Annotated in this window: 17 protein-coding genes; 10 read left to right on the top strand and 7 right to left on the bottom strand. The window is 69.5% G+C overall.

Features of this window, described 5'->3' with window-relative positions; all coding sequences use genetic code 11:
* Together E3O23_RS10305 and E3O23_RS10310 are read left to right on the top strand one after the other, a co-directional pair.
* Positions 1–903 (top strand): dihydrolipoamide acetyltransferase family protein (locus tag E3O23_RS10305; RefSeq protein WP_134490732.1); only part of this gene is annotated, 903 nt, incomplete at its 5' end.
* Entirely contained in the window at positions 900–1142 is a 243-nt protein-coding gene (locus E3O23_RS10310; RefSeq protein ID WP_134490734.1) for an acyl carrier protein, read from the top strand. The genes E3O23_RS10305 and E3O23_RS10310, both read left to right, overlap by 4 nt.
* A gap of 99 nt (positions 1143–1241) precedes the next feature.
* Here E3O23_RS10310 and E3O23_RS10315 read toward each other — a convergent pair whose 3' ends face one another.
* Positions 1242–1838: a TetR/AcrR family transcriptional regulator gene (locus E3O23_RS10315; RefSeq protein WP_134490736.1), complete on the bottom strand. Its 597-nt coding sequence runs from the start codon at positions 1836–1838 to the stop codon at positions 1242–1244.
* 110 nt (positions 1839–1948) lie between these two features.
* Here E3O23_RS10315 and E3O23_RS10320 point away from each other — a divergent pair, with 110 nt between their 5' ends.
* From E3O23_RS10320 to E3O23_RS10330, 3 genes are all read left to right on the top strand, one after another.
* Positions 1949–3163: an acyl-CoA dehydrogenase family protein gene (locus tag E3O23_RS10320; RefSeq protein ID WP_241983428.1), complete on the top strand. Its 1215-nt coding sequence runs from the start codon at positions 1949–1951 to the stop codon at positions 3161–3163.
* A gap of 67 nt (positions 3164–3230) precedes the next feature.
* Entirely contained in the window at positions 3231–3572 is a 342-nt protein-coding gene (locus E3O23_RS10325) for a hypothetical protein (protein ID WP_134490740.1), read from the top strand.
* A 115-nt stretch (positions 3573–3687) separates the two neighbouring features.
* Positions 3688–5169, top strand: a complete 1482-nt coding sequence (locus E3O23_RS10330; protein ID WP_134490742.1) for a MinD/ParA family ATP-binding protein — start codon at positions 3688–3690, stop codon at positions 5167–5169.
* 14 nt (positions 5170–5183) lie between these two features.
* On the opposite strand, the gene E3O23_RS18150 is transcribed toward E3O23_RS10330, so the two are convergent.
* Complete coding sequence (locus E3O23_RS18150; RefSeq protein ID WP_166790483.1) at positions 5184–5354, bottom strand: hypothetical protein; 171 nt, start codon at positions 5352–5354, stop codon at positions 5184–5186.
* Positions 5355–5528: 174 nt separating this feature from the next.
* Between E3O23_RS18150 and E3O23_RS10335 the strand changes: the two genes are divergently transcribed.
* From E3O23_RS10335 to E3O23_RS10345, 3 genes are all read left to right on the top strand, one after another.
* Complete coding sequence (locus E3O23_RS10335; RefSeq protein ID WP_134490744.1) at positions 5529–6050, top strand: hypothetical protein; 522 nt, start codon at positions 5529–5531, stop codon at positions 6048–6050.
* An 81-nt stretch (positions 6051–6131) separates the two neighbouring features.
* Positions 6132–7130 (top strand): ATP-binding cassette domain-containing protein, encoded by a 999-nt coding sequence (locus tag E3O23_RS10340; RefSeq protein ID WP_134490746.1) that lies wholly within the window; start codon positions 6132–6134, stop codon positions 7128–7130.
* A complete protein-coding gene (locus tag E3O23_RS10345; RefSeq protein ID WP_134490748.1) occupies positions 7127–7954 on the top strand; it encodes an ABC transporter permease in 828 nt (275 codons plus the stop codon). The genes E3O23_RS10340 and E3O23_RS10345 overlap by 4 nt, the downstream gene beginning before the upstream one ends.
* Positions 7955–7977: 23 nt before the next feature.
* Here the strand turns inward: E3O23_RS10345 and E3O23_RS10350 are convergent, their stop codons facing one another.
* Positions 7978–8769: a LysR substrate-binding domain-containing protein gene (locus E3O23_RS10350; RefSeq protein WP_166790484.1), complete on the bottom strand. Its 792-nt coding sequence runs from the start codon at positions 8767–8769 to the stop codon at positions 7978–7980.
* Positions 8770–8835: 66 nt separating this feature from the next.
* On the opposite strand from E3O23_RS10350, the gene E3O23_RS10355 reads away from it, so the two are divergent.
* Complete coding sequence (locus E3O23_RS10355) at positions 8836–9300, top strand: DUF5997 family protein (RefSeq protein ID WP_166790485.1); 465 nt, start codon at positions 8836–8838, stop codon at positions 9298–9300.
* Here the strand turns inward: E3O23_RS10355 and E3O23_RS10360 are convergent.
* A complete protein-coding gene (locus E3O23_RS10360; RefSeq protein ID WP_134490752.1) occupies positions 9297–9956 on the bottom strand; it encodes an alpha/beta hydrolase in 660 nt (219 codons plus the stop codon). The two genes, E3O23_RS10355 and E3O23_RS10360, sit on opposite strands and share 4 nt — an antisense overlap.
* A gap of 152 nt (positions 9957–10108) precedes the next feature.
* Here E3O23_RS10360 and E3O23_RS10365 point away from each other — a divergent pair, with 152 nt between their 5' ends.
* Complete coding sequence (locus E3O23_RS10365; RefSeq protein ID WP_134490754.1) at positions 10109–10696, top strand: NUDIX hydrolase family protein; 588 nt, start codon at positions 10109–10111, stop codon at positions 10694–10696.
* A 109-nt stretch (positions 10697–10805) separates the two neighbouring features.
* Here the strand turns inward: E3O23_RS10365 and E3O23_RS10370 are convergent, their stop codons facing one another.
* From E3O23_RS10370 to E3O23_RS10380, 3 genes are all read right to left on the bottom strand, one after another.
* Positions 10806–11294, bottom strand: coding sequence for a GNAT family N-acetyltransferase (locus tag E3O23_RS10370; protein WP_134490756.1), 489 nt, complete (start codon positions 11292–11294; stop codon positions 10806–10808).
* 44 nt (positions 11295–11338) lie between these two features.
* Complete coding sequence (locus tag E3O23_RS10375) at positions 11339–11830, bottom strand: GNAT family N-acetyltransferase (RefSeq protein ID WP_134490758.1); 492 nt, start codon at positions 11828–11830, stop codon at positions 11339–11341.
* Positions 11831–11955: 125 nt separating this feature from the next.
* On the bottom strand, positions 11956–13497 hold the full coding sequence (locus E3O23_RS10380) for a DEAD/DEAH box helicase (protein WP_134490760.1): 1542 nt from the start codon (positions 13495–13497) through the stop codon (positions 11956–11958).
* Positions 13498–13923: the final 426 nt, after the last annotated feature.

Raw genomic sequence — 13923 nt, forward strand, 5'->3', positions numbered from 1 at the left:
CGGGTCCGCTCCTCGCCGCGTGCCCGGCGGGTGGCCGCCGAGCTCGGTGTCGACCTGGCCGCCGTGCCGGGGACGGGCCCCGACGGTGCGATCACCGAGGCCGACGTGCAGCGCGCCGCAACCGCGGCCGCACCGCTGCCGCTCCCGGCAGCAGAAGTCCCGGCACCGCCGGCCGCAGCGCGGGCCGCCGTCCCGGAGAAGGAGACAGCGCGCCCGACACCGGCCGAGGCCGCTGAGCGGTCCGCGAGCCTGCGCCGCGCCATCGGGTCGCTGATGTCCCGGTCGAAGAAGGAGATCCCGCACTACTACCTCAGCACGACCCTCGACCTGCGTGCCGCCCTCGACTGGATGGAATCGGCCAACACCGGCCGGCCCATCGCGTCCCGGCTCGTCCCCGCGGCGCTGCTGCTGAAGGCATCCGCGCTGGCGGCCCGGGACGTGCCGGAGGTCAACGGGTTCTTCACCGACGATGCATACCACCCCAGCGACGCGGTGCACCTCGGCGTGGCGGTGGCGCTGCGGCAGGGCGGACTGGTCGCGCCGTCGATCCACAACGCGGACACCCTGTCGCTTGACGTGCTGATGGAGCGCCTGCGCGACCTGGTCGCCCGCGCCCGCGCCGGGCGGCTGCAGCGCGCGGAGATGGCCGACCCGACCATCACCGTCACCAACCTCGGCGACCTCGGGGTCGAGAGCGTCTTCGGCGTCATCTACCCCCCGCAGGTCGCGCTGGTCGGCTTCGGGCGGGTGGTCGAGCAACCCTGGGCGCAGAACGGCCTGATCGGAGTGCGACCGGCGGTCACCGCCACCCTGTCCGCCGACCACCGGGTGAGCGACGGCTTGCGCGGCGGAAGGTTCCTGGCTCGGGTTGACGAGCTGCTGCAGAGACCGGAGGAACTATGAACGAGCAGGATGCCCGGGCGGCCGTGCACGCCGCGATCGGCCAGGTGGCGCCGGATGTCGACACGGATGACCTCGAGGAGGCCGCCCGGCTGCGGCAGGACCTCGAACTCGACTCGCTCGACTTCCTGCGGCTGATCGAGACGATTTCGCAGGCGACCGGAGTGGACGTCCCCGAGCGCGACTACACGCAGGTCTCGACGGTGAAGGGACTCGTCGAGTACGTCGCCGCCCACGGCTGACGACGGGCGGGTTGAATTGCGGAAAAAGTACCTTCCCCCGCAGAACGAAGGGTGTATGTCCGCAACTGAAACGTGACACGCCCAGTCAGCGGGCCGGGCTCAGGGGAGTCGGATGCCCTGCACGATCAGGGTGGCCAGTTCGTCGTACGCCTCGGCGTCGGTGAGGCCCGTGCTCTCGGCGATTTGGCGCTGCTGGATGCGCACCATGACGGCCGTCACCGCCTCGGCGATGAACGCGGCCGGAACCGGGCGGAACGAACCGTGTTCGACCCCCGCGGAGATGAGCTCCCGCACCCGGTCCGCGGCGATCTGGGTGTTGCGTTCATAGATCTCGTTCGCCGGCGGGAAGGCCGCGACATCGTCGACGAAGGCGGCGGATGCCGGGCGGAGCTCGTCGCCGACGGCTCTCAGGTAGACGGCGATCCGATCGGCCGGATCGTCCGAGGCCGACAGCTTCTGCTCGACCCGGTCCGCGGCGCCCTTGAAGAAGTGCACGACCGCCGTGCGGACCAGCTGTTCGCGGCTGCTCGCCAGCGAGTAGATCGTCGTCTTCGAACAGCGCAGCCGATTCGCCGCCTCGCCGAGGGTGATCTCCGAGAAGCCCTCGCGGAGGAACAGTTCCACGAGCTGGCCGAAGAGCTCGTCCTGCCGGGCCGACCAGCGGCGCCGCGGGCTGCCGAGGGGGGTGGCTCTCACGATCGTCTCGCTCTCGTCTGGTTGGCGGGCGGACTCCGTCTTGTGAATTCCGGTGTACGCTCGTACTCGAAATCGTATCATTGACGATGCGAACGAACGCGAGGCACACAGTGACGATCACGGCAGAGAACCCGGCCGCGCCGGCCACCCCGACCGGCCAGGCCCAGCCGCCCTACCCGGATGCCGACCTGCTCTTCATCGATCAGCTCCTCTCGGATGCCGAAAACCGGCGGCTCGCCGCGGCCCGCGCATTCTTCCAGGCCGAGGTGCGCCCGATCGCGGTGGAGTACTGGAACCGCGCGGAATTCCCCTTCGCGATCCTGCCGAAGCTGGCGAGCCAGAACCTCAGCGGCACCGGCGACGGGGGCACGAGCCCGCTCCTGTCCGGGCTCCTCCAGATGGAACTCGCGCGGGCGGACACCTCGATCTCGACCTTCTTCGGCGTGCACCACGAGTTGTTCGCGACCGCGATCGAAACACTCGGCTCGGATGACCAGCGAGCCCGGCTCCTGCCCGGCCTCCTCGCGCTTAAGACCATCGGCGCCTTCGCCCTGACCGAACCCGGACACGGATCCGACATCTCCCGGGACATGCAGACCACCGCGACCCGCGACGGCGACGAGTGGGTGCTCAACGGGCAGAAACGCTGGATCGGCAACGGCGCGATGGCCGACTACGTGCTCGTCTGGGCCAGGGACACGGCCGACCAGCAGATTAAGGGATTCATCGTCGAGAAGGGCCGGGCCGGCTTCTCCGCGTCGACGATCGACAATAAGATCGCCGTGCGCATTGTCCAAAACGCGGACCTGACCCTCCGGGACGTGCGGATCCCCCTCGAGAACTGGCTCCCGGGAACCCGCAGCTTCCGGGACACGAACCAGCTGCTGCGGAACTCCCGCGTCTGGGTGGCCTGGCAGTCGGTCGGCCAGCAGCTCGCGGCCTTCGACGTCGCGCGCGCCTACGCCCTCGAGCGCAGCCAGTTCGGCAAGCCGATCGCCTCGTTCCAGCTGATCCAGGAACAACTCACCCGGATGATCGGCAACGCCACCCTGTCGCTGTCGCTGATGATCCAGCTGGCCCGGCTCCAGGCATCCGGCACCCTGAGCATGGACCAGGCCGCGCTCGCGAAGGCATCCTGCACCTCGCTCATGCGTGAAACGGTCGCCCTGGGCCGGGGGATCCTCGGCGGCAATGGCATCAGCACCGACTTCGAAATGGCCAAGATCTTCGCCGACGCCGAGGCGATCTACTCCTACGAGGGCAGCTACGAGATCAACGCGCTCCTCGTCGGCCGGGCCGTCACCGGAATCTCGGCCTTTTCCTGACGGCCGGTAGCCTTGGGGGTCGGTGCCGCGTTCGGCGCCCACCAGCACCTCATTCGAAAGCAGAAGCATGATCACGCTCTCCTGGCTCGTCATCGTCACAGTCCTGGCGGCGGGCCTCGCGCTCGCGGACGGAATCATCCGGCTGCGCGGTTCGCGCACCAACTCGATCCTTGCCATCGCGGAGGTCGCCGTCGCGGCCCTCATGCTGGTCTCGGCGTTCACCGCCCTGCCGGCGCCGTTCACCACCTTCTTCTTCGCCCTGGTCCTCGAGGCCGTCCTGCTCCTGCTGCTGCTCCTGCCGGGGCGCGGACGCAAGGGGGCGCCGGCCCTGGTCATCAGCGCGCTCGTCGTGAACACGGTCGTCGTGCTGACCTCGGCCGGCTGGCTGCAGATCCCCGGAATGGGTTAGCCGGGCGCGGTTTTTCGCGGCCGCCGTCCGTGCGGTGCAAGGCCGCGATACCGGAACGGCGGCGGTCTGGCCGTAAACTGCAGGAGCACGGCCCGGGACAGGAGAAGAGAGCACCATGACACAGCACGCACCACTCCTCCCCAGCTTCAGCGCCTTCGTGGGCGATGACTCCACCGGCGAGGTCACGATCGACGGAGTCCGCCAGCTGGTGGCCGCGCCAGACGAAGCCGGCGTCCGCGAGGAAATCATCGCTCGCGTCACGAGCGCGGCGATCAGGTCGGGCGGGCCCGTACGGCTCGTGGCCGAAGACTCCCAGGGCCAGTCGCCCCTGATCGTCTACCCGGACGGTCGCGTCGAATCGGACGGGGACTTCATTCCCGCCTCCGAGCGCCGCCCAACGGTCGCGGACGCGCTCCCTGAGCCGGAGCCGGAGCCGACGCCGACGCCTGCGCCTGAACCCAAGCCGAAGCCGACGCCGACGCCTGAAGCGACGCCCGCGCCGGCGCAAACGCAAACGCCCGAACCGGCCGCCGACCCGATCCTCTCTCTCCTCGAGGCGGTCACCGCCGCCCCCGTGGCGGCCCCCGCCGCCACGGCTCCCCTCACCAAGCCAACGGAGAGGCATATGCCGCCCGTGTCACTGCCGAAGTCCGGCGCCAGCACTCCGCCCGATCTCGTCGACTTCCTCAACTCCCGGCCCAAGGAAGCCGTCGGCCCCGCGGAGCGCGGCTGGCAGGGGACGGTGAGCCGGATGACCGGCGGGCGCGTCTCTCCGTCGCCGAGCCGGATCGAGGTGACCCACCGCGCCGCGGTGGCGGCGGTGCAGCGCAGCCTCAACGGCCCCCGCACGATCGTCGTGCTGAACCCCAAGGGCGGCGCCCACAAGACCACGGCGACCCTGCTGATCGCGGCGACCTTCGGCATCCACCGGGGCGGCTATACCCTCGCCTGGGACAATAACGAGACGATGGGGACGCTCGGGGTTCGGGCGCAGGCGGCCGGGCACACGAACACCGCCGTGGATCTGCTTCGCGATCTTGACCGGCTGGACGGCGACCGCACGGTGAGCGTGGCCGACGTGGACCGGTATGTGCGCAACCAGGGGGACTCCCGGTTCGACGCGCTCGCCTCGGACCAGGACCCGGCCGGCGCGGCCAGCATCGACGATGTGGCCTTCCGCAAACTGCACTCCACGCTCAGCCGCTTCTACCGCGTGCTGGTCATCGACACCGGCAACAACATGCGCGCGTCCAACTGGGAAGCGGCCGTCGAGACGGCCGATCAGCTCGTCGTCGTGTCGACGATCCGTGAGGACACCGGCTACGGCGCGGCCTCGCTGCTCGACGGGCTCCGGCAGAAGGGCCACGCGGACAAGGTGGCCCAGGCGGTCACGCTCCTGGCGTCCCCGGCGAAGCGCGTGGACGGCAAGCTCTCACGCCGCCTGCACGATCACTTCCAGCAGCTGACCCGCACTGTGCTCGACGTCCCCTACGACCAGTCCCTGGTCGCGGGAGGCCCGATGAACATCGACGCGCTGGCCCCGCAGACCCGCGAGGCGTGGCTCCGGGCCACGGCCGCGATCGCCGAGGGGCTGTAGGAGCAGTCCGACCGTCAGTGGCCGCCGAAGGCGATCCGCGGCAGACGAATCGGGTCGCGGCGCACGGAGGTGCGGTCACAGCCGGAGCACTTGAGCAGGTAGAGCGGCAGGGAGATCCGTTCGGCGTGGGCCGGGTTCGGCGTGAGGTTGGCCTGGGAGTGGCAGTACGGGCAGGTTATCCTCATGACGCGGTTTCCTCGTTTCCTTGTGATCCATTTCCGTGTGGCGACACGCGCCTGATCTCAAAAATATATCGGCGCCCACTGGTATGATCCACCCCCTAGACAGGCCAGCAAATACGTGCGTGTCCTGACCTGTTGCGGTGTTCGGCGCTATCCTCACAGGTGAGGGAGGCTGGCGTGGGGCTTTCGAGTGAACAGCAGTCGTCGCTGGTCGGCGACCTCGACGTGCGACTGCGCAGGGAAGCCGAACTCGAAAGCGTCTTCTCCGCGGCCGTCCCCGACTGGTACGGACGCCTGCTGTCGTCGCTCATCCTTGCGACCGGGAACGCCCACGTGCTCTACCTCTCCGCCTCGTACACCCTCGACGGGAGCGCGTTCTCCCTCAACGCGGTGCTCTTCACCCAGAATCTGTACGTCCGCGCGACGGTGTCGGGAACCGAGGGCACGGCCAGCGGCGATGAGTCCGAGCCGGTGGTCACGGCGCTCCCTCGCTCCTCGCTCACGTCGATGCGCCTGTCCTGCGACCACAATGCCATCGACGAGGCGAGCACCCTGGCCTGGCCTGGCAAGATCCGGCTCACCCTCGTCTTCGCGCGCGACCTGGCCGTCTCGCTGCCCCTCGGCGCCGCGCGCACGGAGCCCGGGGACGTCGAGCTGCACGCGCTGGTGACCACGTCACGGGCGTTCCTCGAACGCTAGTAGCCTCTGTCCGGCACCCGTATTAGCGTTGAGATCATTACGCGACGGATCGCACGAACGCCCGGAGGCAGGGACACCAGCATGAGCATCATCGAGGCCACCGGCCTGACCAAAACATGCAAATCGAAGAGCGGCCCGGTGCACGCGCTCGCCGGCCTCGACCTCGCCGTGCCGCGGGGCACGGTCAAGGCACTGCTCGGTCCGAACGGCGCCGGCAAGACCACCGTCGTCAAGATGCTGACGACCCTGATCCGCCCGGATGCCGGCCGGGCGATAGTCGACGGAATCAACGTCGTCGAGGATCCGAAGACGGTGCGCCGCGTCATCGGCGTCTCCGGCCAGTATGCGGCCGTCGACGAGAACCTCACCGGCTTCGAGAACCTCGAGATGGTCGGCCGGCTGTACCACCTCGGCGGGACCGCGGCGAGGCGCCGCGCCCACGAGCTGATCGACCTCTTCGACCTGACCGAGGCCGGCAACCGGCCGGTGAAGGGCTTCTCCGACGGCATGCGCCGGCGGATCGACCTCGCCGGCGCGCTCGTGATCAACCCGAAGATCCTCTTCCTCGACGAACCGACGACGGGGCTGGACCCTCGCAGCAGGCTCGCCCTCTGGGGCGTGATCAAGCAGCTGGTCACGGACGGCACGACCGTGCTCCTGACCACCCAGTACCTGGAGGAGGCGGACCAGCTCTCCGACGACATCGCCGTCATCGACGACGGCCGCGTGATCGCGGAGGGAACATCCGACCAGCTCAAGGCACAGATCGGCGGACACCGGGTTGTGGTGGCCCTCATCGACGCGGGCGACGCCGCCGCGGCCAGGGAGGTCCTGGGCCGGCATGGGGACGGCGAACCCACGGTGTCCGGCGACGGACGCGGGATCGAAGTCGCCGTCGGCGACGGCCCCCGGGCGCTCCAGCGCGTGCTGGCGGACCTCGGCGCGGCCGGCATCGGCCTGCACGACGCCGGCATGCGCCGGCCCACCCTCGACGACGTCTTCCTCAAACTCACCGGGCATGTCGCCGACAAGACGGCCGACGCCGACGCCACTGACACGAAACTGGAGAAGGTCACATGAGCGCCGCCGCAACCCTGCCCACCTGGACCCCACTGACCATGTGGTACTCCGACGGCTGGACCGTCACCAAGCGCAACCTGACCAAGCTCAAGCGGTCGCCGGACATGCTCGTCTTCGCCGTGATCCAGCCGATCATGTTCGTGCTGCTGTTCAGCCAGGTCTACGGCGGCGCCATCCAGGTGCAGGGCACGGACTACACGCAGTTCCTGATGGCCGGGATCTTCGCCCAGACCGTCGTCTTCGGCTCGACGTTCTCCGGGTCGGCCATGGCCCAGGACCTCAAAGAGGGCATCATCGACCGCTTCCGCAGCCTGCCGATGAGCGGGTCGGCGGTCCTGATCGGCCGCACGAACAGCGACCTCGTGCTCAACACCATCTCGATGGTCATCATGATGCTGACCGGCCTCGTCGTGGGCTGGCGGGTCAATTCGTCCTTCCCCGAGTTCATGGCCGGGGTCGGCCTCCTCCTGCTGTTCAGCTACTCATTCAGCTGGGTGATGGCGCTGCTCGGGATGATGGTGAAGACCCCGGAGGTCATCAACAACGCCTCATTCCTGATCCTGTTTCCGCTGACCTTCATCTCCAACGCCTTCGTCCCGAGCGACACCCTGCCCGACCCGTTGCGCCTCTTCGCCGAGTGGAACCCGGTGTCCTCGCTCGTGCAGGCGGCGCGGGAGCTGTTCGGCAATGTCGGCACGGCTCCGGTTCCGGACATCTGGACCATGCAGCATCCGATCCTCACGGTCCTGATCGGCGTCTCGGTCATGCTCGTCGTCTTCGTGCCGCTCTGCATCAGGAAGTTCGCCTCGATCAGCTCGCGGTGACCCAGGTCGCGGTGACCCAGCGGTCAGCTGCGCCGCCGGCGCGGGTTCGGTGCGTTGCGAGTGCGGCCGGGCGCGTTCTGCGTCTTTTTCGCGGCGGCCGGTTTTGCCTGCGCGGCGGCGGCCCTGACGGCCTTCGCCGCGGCCTTGGCCTTGTCGGTCTTCTTCGCCTTTTTCGGCGGCTTGTCGCCGTCGACGTGAGCCGCGGGGGAGTCGGCGCGTGAGCTGCCCTTCGTTCGTCCCCGCACGATTCCGACGAACTCCTCGATGTCTTCGGTGGTCGCCGCGGTGAGCCAGGCCAGGGCGATCCGGGTCTCGGCAACGCCCAGCACGGGGACGGAGATCACGTCCTTGCGGCCGTGCAGCCGGGCAAGGGAATGCGGGAGGATGGCGATGCCGACGCCGGCGGCGACCTGCTCCATCACCTCGTCCAGGTTCTGCATGTCCGGCAGGGCGCGGCGGCTGCCGTCGCGAACCTCCGCGGCGATGTCCCGCCACTCCGGCACGGCGTCGGGGTCCTGCAGCAGGTGCTCGTCGGCCAGTTCGGCCACGGTCACGGATTCGGCGGAGCCGAGGGCGTGGTCCTTGGCCGCGACGACCACGGGGATCTCGTTGTACAGCCCGATCACGCTCAGGTCGGTCTCGTCGATCGGCAGGCGCACGAGGCTGACGGTGGCGCGGCCGTCGCGCAGCACGGCATCCTGCTCGCCCGGATCGGTCCGGAACACCTCGAGGGGGACATCCGGCCGACGGTCTGCCCAGATGCGGGTCCACTTGGTCGGTGTGACACCGGCGGCGAAGCCAATGAACAGGGTCACGGGCGTCCTTTCTTGCGGCGTCAATTCCGCCATTTCGGCGGTCCTCTCAGGCTATACGCTTGATAGATGAGTTCCGAGAAGAAGACCCAGACCATGAAGCCCGCCACGGCGGCCCAGAAGCTCGGGATTCTGCTCGAGGCAGCTCCGGAGGAATTCCAGAATTCCGCCATTTCACGCACCGACCTCGCGGACCTCGAGGAGAACCCGCCGGCCTGGCTGGTCGACCTCCGCGCCAACGGGCCGCACCCCAAGCAGGTCGTCGCCGCCAAGCTCGGCGTCTCGATTTCCGGCCTCGCCCGCGGCGAGATGACGGAGCCGCTGACGACCGCGGAGATCAGCGCGCTCCTGCAGCAGCCGCCGGCCTGGCTTGTCACCGAGCGGGCCACCCAGCACGAGGTGCGGGAAGAGCAGATCCGGGTCAAGGACCGGGATGCCGAGCGCGCCCGCAAGGCCGCGCATGTCGCCCGCCAGGCCGCCCAGATCGAGGGCAAGCCCGTCAAGGAAAAGCCCAAGGGCAAGAACCGCCGCTAGGCGCCCGGGGCGGCGTACCGCTCGCGCAGGAACCGGACGATTTCGTCGAGCTCGGTCTGCGACACCGAGTGTGCCATGCCCTCGTAGATGCGCTCCGTGAGCGTCGAGTGCTCCGGCAGCCACGCCTGGGTGCGGTCGACGGCCGCCTGCGGGATGATCGGGTCGGCCGTGCCCCGGCCCCAGAACACCGGCGGGCGCAGCTCGGCCAGGCGCGCGTCGCCGGGGCGCTCGCCGCCGGCGACGAAACCCGAGAGTTGCACGGCGAACGCGAACCGCTCCGGGGCGTGGCGCATCAGCTGCAGGGCCATCGCGCCGCCCTGGGAGAAGCCGAGCAGGCCGATGGAGACCGGCTGCTCCGGCAGCGCGTCGAGCCACTCCAGCACGCCCGCTGCGGCCGCATCGAGGGCTTCGGGCCCGGGGTCGCCGGGCTGGCCGATGGGAAACCAGGACCAGCCCGCTCCCGCGGTGAGCGGTGCGCGCAGGGCGGCGATCACCGGTTCCAGCGGCAGGTGCGGGGCGAGCGAGAACAGGTCGCCCTCGTGTGAGCCGAAGCCGTGCAGGATGAGCAGGAGCGGGCGGCCCGCCCGGTCGCGTTCGCCGGACGACCAGAGCACGGCGTTCGTGTCGATCGGCTCGATGCGGTCGCTGTTGTCCATCAGGGTCCTCGCGTTCGTTGCGGAGTCGTGGGTGTTCCGGCCGGCCCGGGAGCGCCGGGAAGTCGACCGATTACATCCTTTCACTGCCGCGGCCCGGTCTCGACTTCGGGGCCGGGCACGCATCCGGGCCCCGGGTGAGTCACAATGAAGACATGAGCGTGCGCACCCCTGACCCCGATCCGGACTGGACCCCTGGCCCCGAGGACGGTCCGCCGGTCAACACGAACCCGGGATGGCTCAGCGACGCCGAGCTCAGCCAGATCCGCCGCCGGCTGCCGCTTCTCTACGTGGAGGCCGTTCCGGTGCGGGTCGACGGCCTCGGCCAGGTCGTGGAAATCGGGGTGCTGCTCCGGGCGACGCCGGAGGGCAAGATGACGCGGACCTTCGTCTCGGGACGCGTCATGTACGGCGAGACCCTGCGCGACGCCCTCTACCGCCACCTCGAGAAGGACCTCGGGCCGATGGCGTTCCCGCAGCTGCCGGCCAGCCCGGTGCCGTTCTCCGTGGCCGAGTACTTCCCGCTGCCCGGGCTGACCGCCTTCACGGATGACCGCCAGCACGCCGTCTCGCTCGCCTACGTCGTTCCGGTCACCGGCACCTGCGACCCGCGTCAGGATGCGCTCGAACTCACCTGGATGTCACCGGAGGAGGCGGCATCCGACGCCGTCTCGGCGGAGATGGAGGGTGGCCGCGGCTCCCTCCTGCGCACGGCGCTCGCCTCGGTCGGCCAGCTGCGCTAGCGAGTCCTTCGCGCCGCGCCCGCGGGCGTTTCCCCTTTGAGTTGCGGACAAACACCCTTCGTTTTGCGTGGGAAGGTACTTTTTCCGCAACTCAGCCCGGGGAGCGCAGCTAGCGGACCATGCGGGATTCGCGCAGCATCTCGCCGAAGAACGGCGCAACCTTCTGGGTGCCGTCGAACTCGAAACCGTTGCGCCGGTAGAAGGCCTCGGCCCGCGGGTTGTCGGTGGCGATCCACAGGAACGCCGGCAGCGTGCCGATCGACGCGTCGAGCAGGTCCTGGCCGGCCCCGGATCCATGGTGGGCGGTCAGCACATAGATCGCATACAGTTCGAGCTCGCGCGGGGCGTCGTCGTCTCGGCCGGGCCCGGTGCCGGCGAAACCGACGATCTCGCCGTCCAGCTCGGCGACCCACTGCCGGTCGCTCGGGCTGGCGATGATCTGCTCCCAGCGACTGGCCCTGTCCTCGGGCCGGATGCTGTCCAGCAGCGGCTGGGAGAGCAGGTGCGAGTAGCTCTCGCGCCAGCACTGCACGTGCGCGACGCCGAGCGCGGCGGCATCCTCGGGACGTGCGTCACGAATATCGGCGACCATGCTCATTCCCCCATCACATCCATTGAATTCCCCGGTCTTGCGGGCAGGCCCTAGCGAACGAGACGGACCTCGCTCAGCTTCTCGTCGAGCACCTCTTCGACCTTCGCCGCTCCGTCGGCCGTGTACCCGTTGCGGGCGTAGAAGCCATGGGCGCGGGAGTTGTCTGCGGCCACCCAGAGCGACGACGGTCCCGGGTCGACGACCGCGTCAAAGAGCTTCTGGCCGATCCCGGTGCCGTGGTAGGCGTCGAGCAGGTAGACGAAATACAGTTCGGGCACCCCCGGCAGGTCGGCGTCGTGGCCGGGTCCGCTGCCGGCGAAGCCGACGATCTCGCCATCGACGACGGCCACGACCTGGCGGCACTCCGGCCCCTGCGACGTGTACCGGCGCCACATTGCGGCCAGGCGTTCCGGGTGAAGCTGCGACAGGGCCGCGGCGCTCAGCAGGTGATCGTAGGTTTCGTGCCAGCAGGCCGCGTGCACGCGCCCGAGGCTGTCTGCATCCGCTTCTTCGGCGGGGCGAACGACGACTGTGGTGTCCATAATCCGACACTAGCCGAGCGCCGTGGCGTGCATTTACCGGCGGATGCCGCGCGTAACGCAAAAACGGGCCGGCCTCGTGAGAGGCCGACCCGTTCGGTGTGCGACGTGCTGGGACGCCGAGGCGCCTAGCCCTGTGCGCGGCGCGGGGACGAGCGGCGTGCGCCGGAGGCGCCACCGCCGCCGCGGACGAGGCCGCCGACCTGCAGGCCGCCGGTGCGGCCGGAGCCCTGTGCCGAGCGTCCGCCGCCGTTGCCCTGGGGCGCGTGGCTGCGGCCGGATGCTGCGGGGCGATCCGTGCGCTCGTGCCGGTTCCCGGCTGGAGCGACGTCGTTGCTGCGGCCACCGCGGCCACCGGCGTCACGGCCACCGCGGCCGTTGTCACGGTCGTCGCGGTTGACGCGCTTGCGCTGGGCGTTGGCGCCCTGCGAGCGGCCGCCCTGCGACTGGCCCTGCGGCTGCTCGACCCGGGGGACCGGCTTCACGTACGCGGCGACGTCGCCGACGAGGGCGTCCACGGCGGGCGAGTTGGCGGTGACGCGCTGCGGGGTCACCTTGATGGCGGCCTTCTTCAGCAGGGCGTCGGTGTCGCGCTTCTGCTCGGGGAGCACAACCGTCACGACGTCACCGGCGCTGCCGGCACGGGCGGTGCGGCCCGAGCGGTGCAGGTACGCCTTGTGCTCGGCGGGCGGGTCCACGTGGATGACGAGTTCGATGTCGTCAACGTGCACGCCGCGGGCGGCCACATCCGTGGCGACCAGGACCTTCACGGTGCCGGCGCTGAACGCGGCCAGGTTCCGGTCGCGGGCCACCTGCGAGAGGTTGCCGTGCAGGTCGACCGAGGGGATGCCCGAGTCGGTGAGTGACTTGGCCAGCTTCTTGGCCTGGTGCTTGGTGCGCATGAAGAGGATGCGGCGTCCGCTGCCCGAGGCGAGCTTCTGCACGAGGGCCTTCTTGGAGTCGGTACCGTCGACCTCGAACACGTGGTGGGTCATCGCGGAGACGTGGCTGGTGGCCTCGTCGACCGAGTGGAGCACCTCGTTGTTGAGGAAGCGGCGCACGATCTTGTCCACGCCGTTGTCCAGCGTGGCCGAGAACAGCAGACGCTGTCCGCCCTTGGGGGTCTTGTCGAGGATGCGGGTGACGACGGGCAGGAAGCCGAGGTCGGCCATGTGGTCGGCCTCGTCGAGCACGGTGATCTCGACCGAGTCAAGGTTCACGAAGCCCTGCTTCATGAGGTCCTCGAGGCGGCCGGGGCAGGCCACGACGATGTCGACGCCGGCCTTGAGGGCCTGCACTTGGCGGCCCTGCGAGACGCCGCCGAAGATGGTCGTCGTGTTGAGGCCGTAGGCCTCGGCGAGCGGGGTGAGCGCCGCGGTGATCTGGGTGGCCAGCTCGCGGGTCGGGGCGAGGATCAGGCCGAGCGGGCGACCCGGGCGACGCTTGCCGCCGGCGAGCTTGCCGCCGAGGCGCGCCACCATGGGCAGCGAGAACGCGAGGGTCTTGCCGGAGCCGGTCTTGCCGCGGCCGAGGACGTCGCGTCCGCCGAGGGTGTCGGGCAGGGTGTCGACCTGGATCGGGAAGGGGCTGTCGATTCCCTGGTTCGTCAGGATGGCGACGAGGGGAGCCGGCACGCCGAGCGTGCTGAAAGAAGATGTAGTTGCAGACAAAGTGGTGCCTTTCGGGCATCAGAGTCCTCGCCCGGACCGCGCGCCGCGATGGCGACGAGCCGGGATCAGGAGGAATCACATGGCGAAGGTGCCGAAGGGCACATCCGTTCGCCGTAAGAAAGTGACATTCGAAAAATCGGGCCGGGCCTGCAGGTGATGCGGGAGGCCTCGATAAGAAGAGGGCGTTCTACGACGCAGCAAGCGCAGCAATGCACTCGCAAGTGATTCCAGCTTAGCGGATGCTGTCAAGTCGGGCCGGAAAACGGCCGCACGGCGGGCGGCGGGGCGGCCGCACGGGCTGTCGGGGGCTGCAGTCGGCTTGCCGCGCGCCTAGGGCGTGTCTCCTAATTCGTGTAACCAGATGGTGATGGCGCGGAGGACGACTCCTCCGCGGTAGGTCAGGGCAAGTTTGTCGTAGCGGGTGGC

The organism is Cryobacterium tagatosivorans (genome assembly GCF_004402215.1).
GTDB classification, from domain to species: domain Bacteria; phylum Actinomycetota; class Actinomycetes; order Actinomycetales; family Microbacteriaceae; genus Cryobacterium; species Cryobacterium tagatosivorans.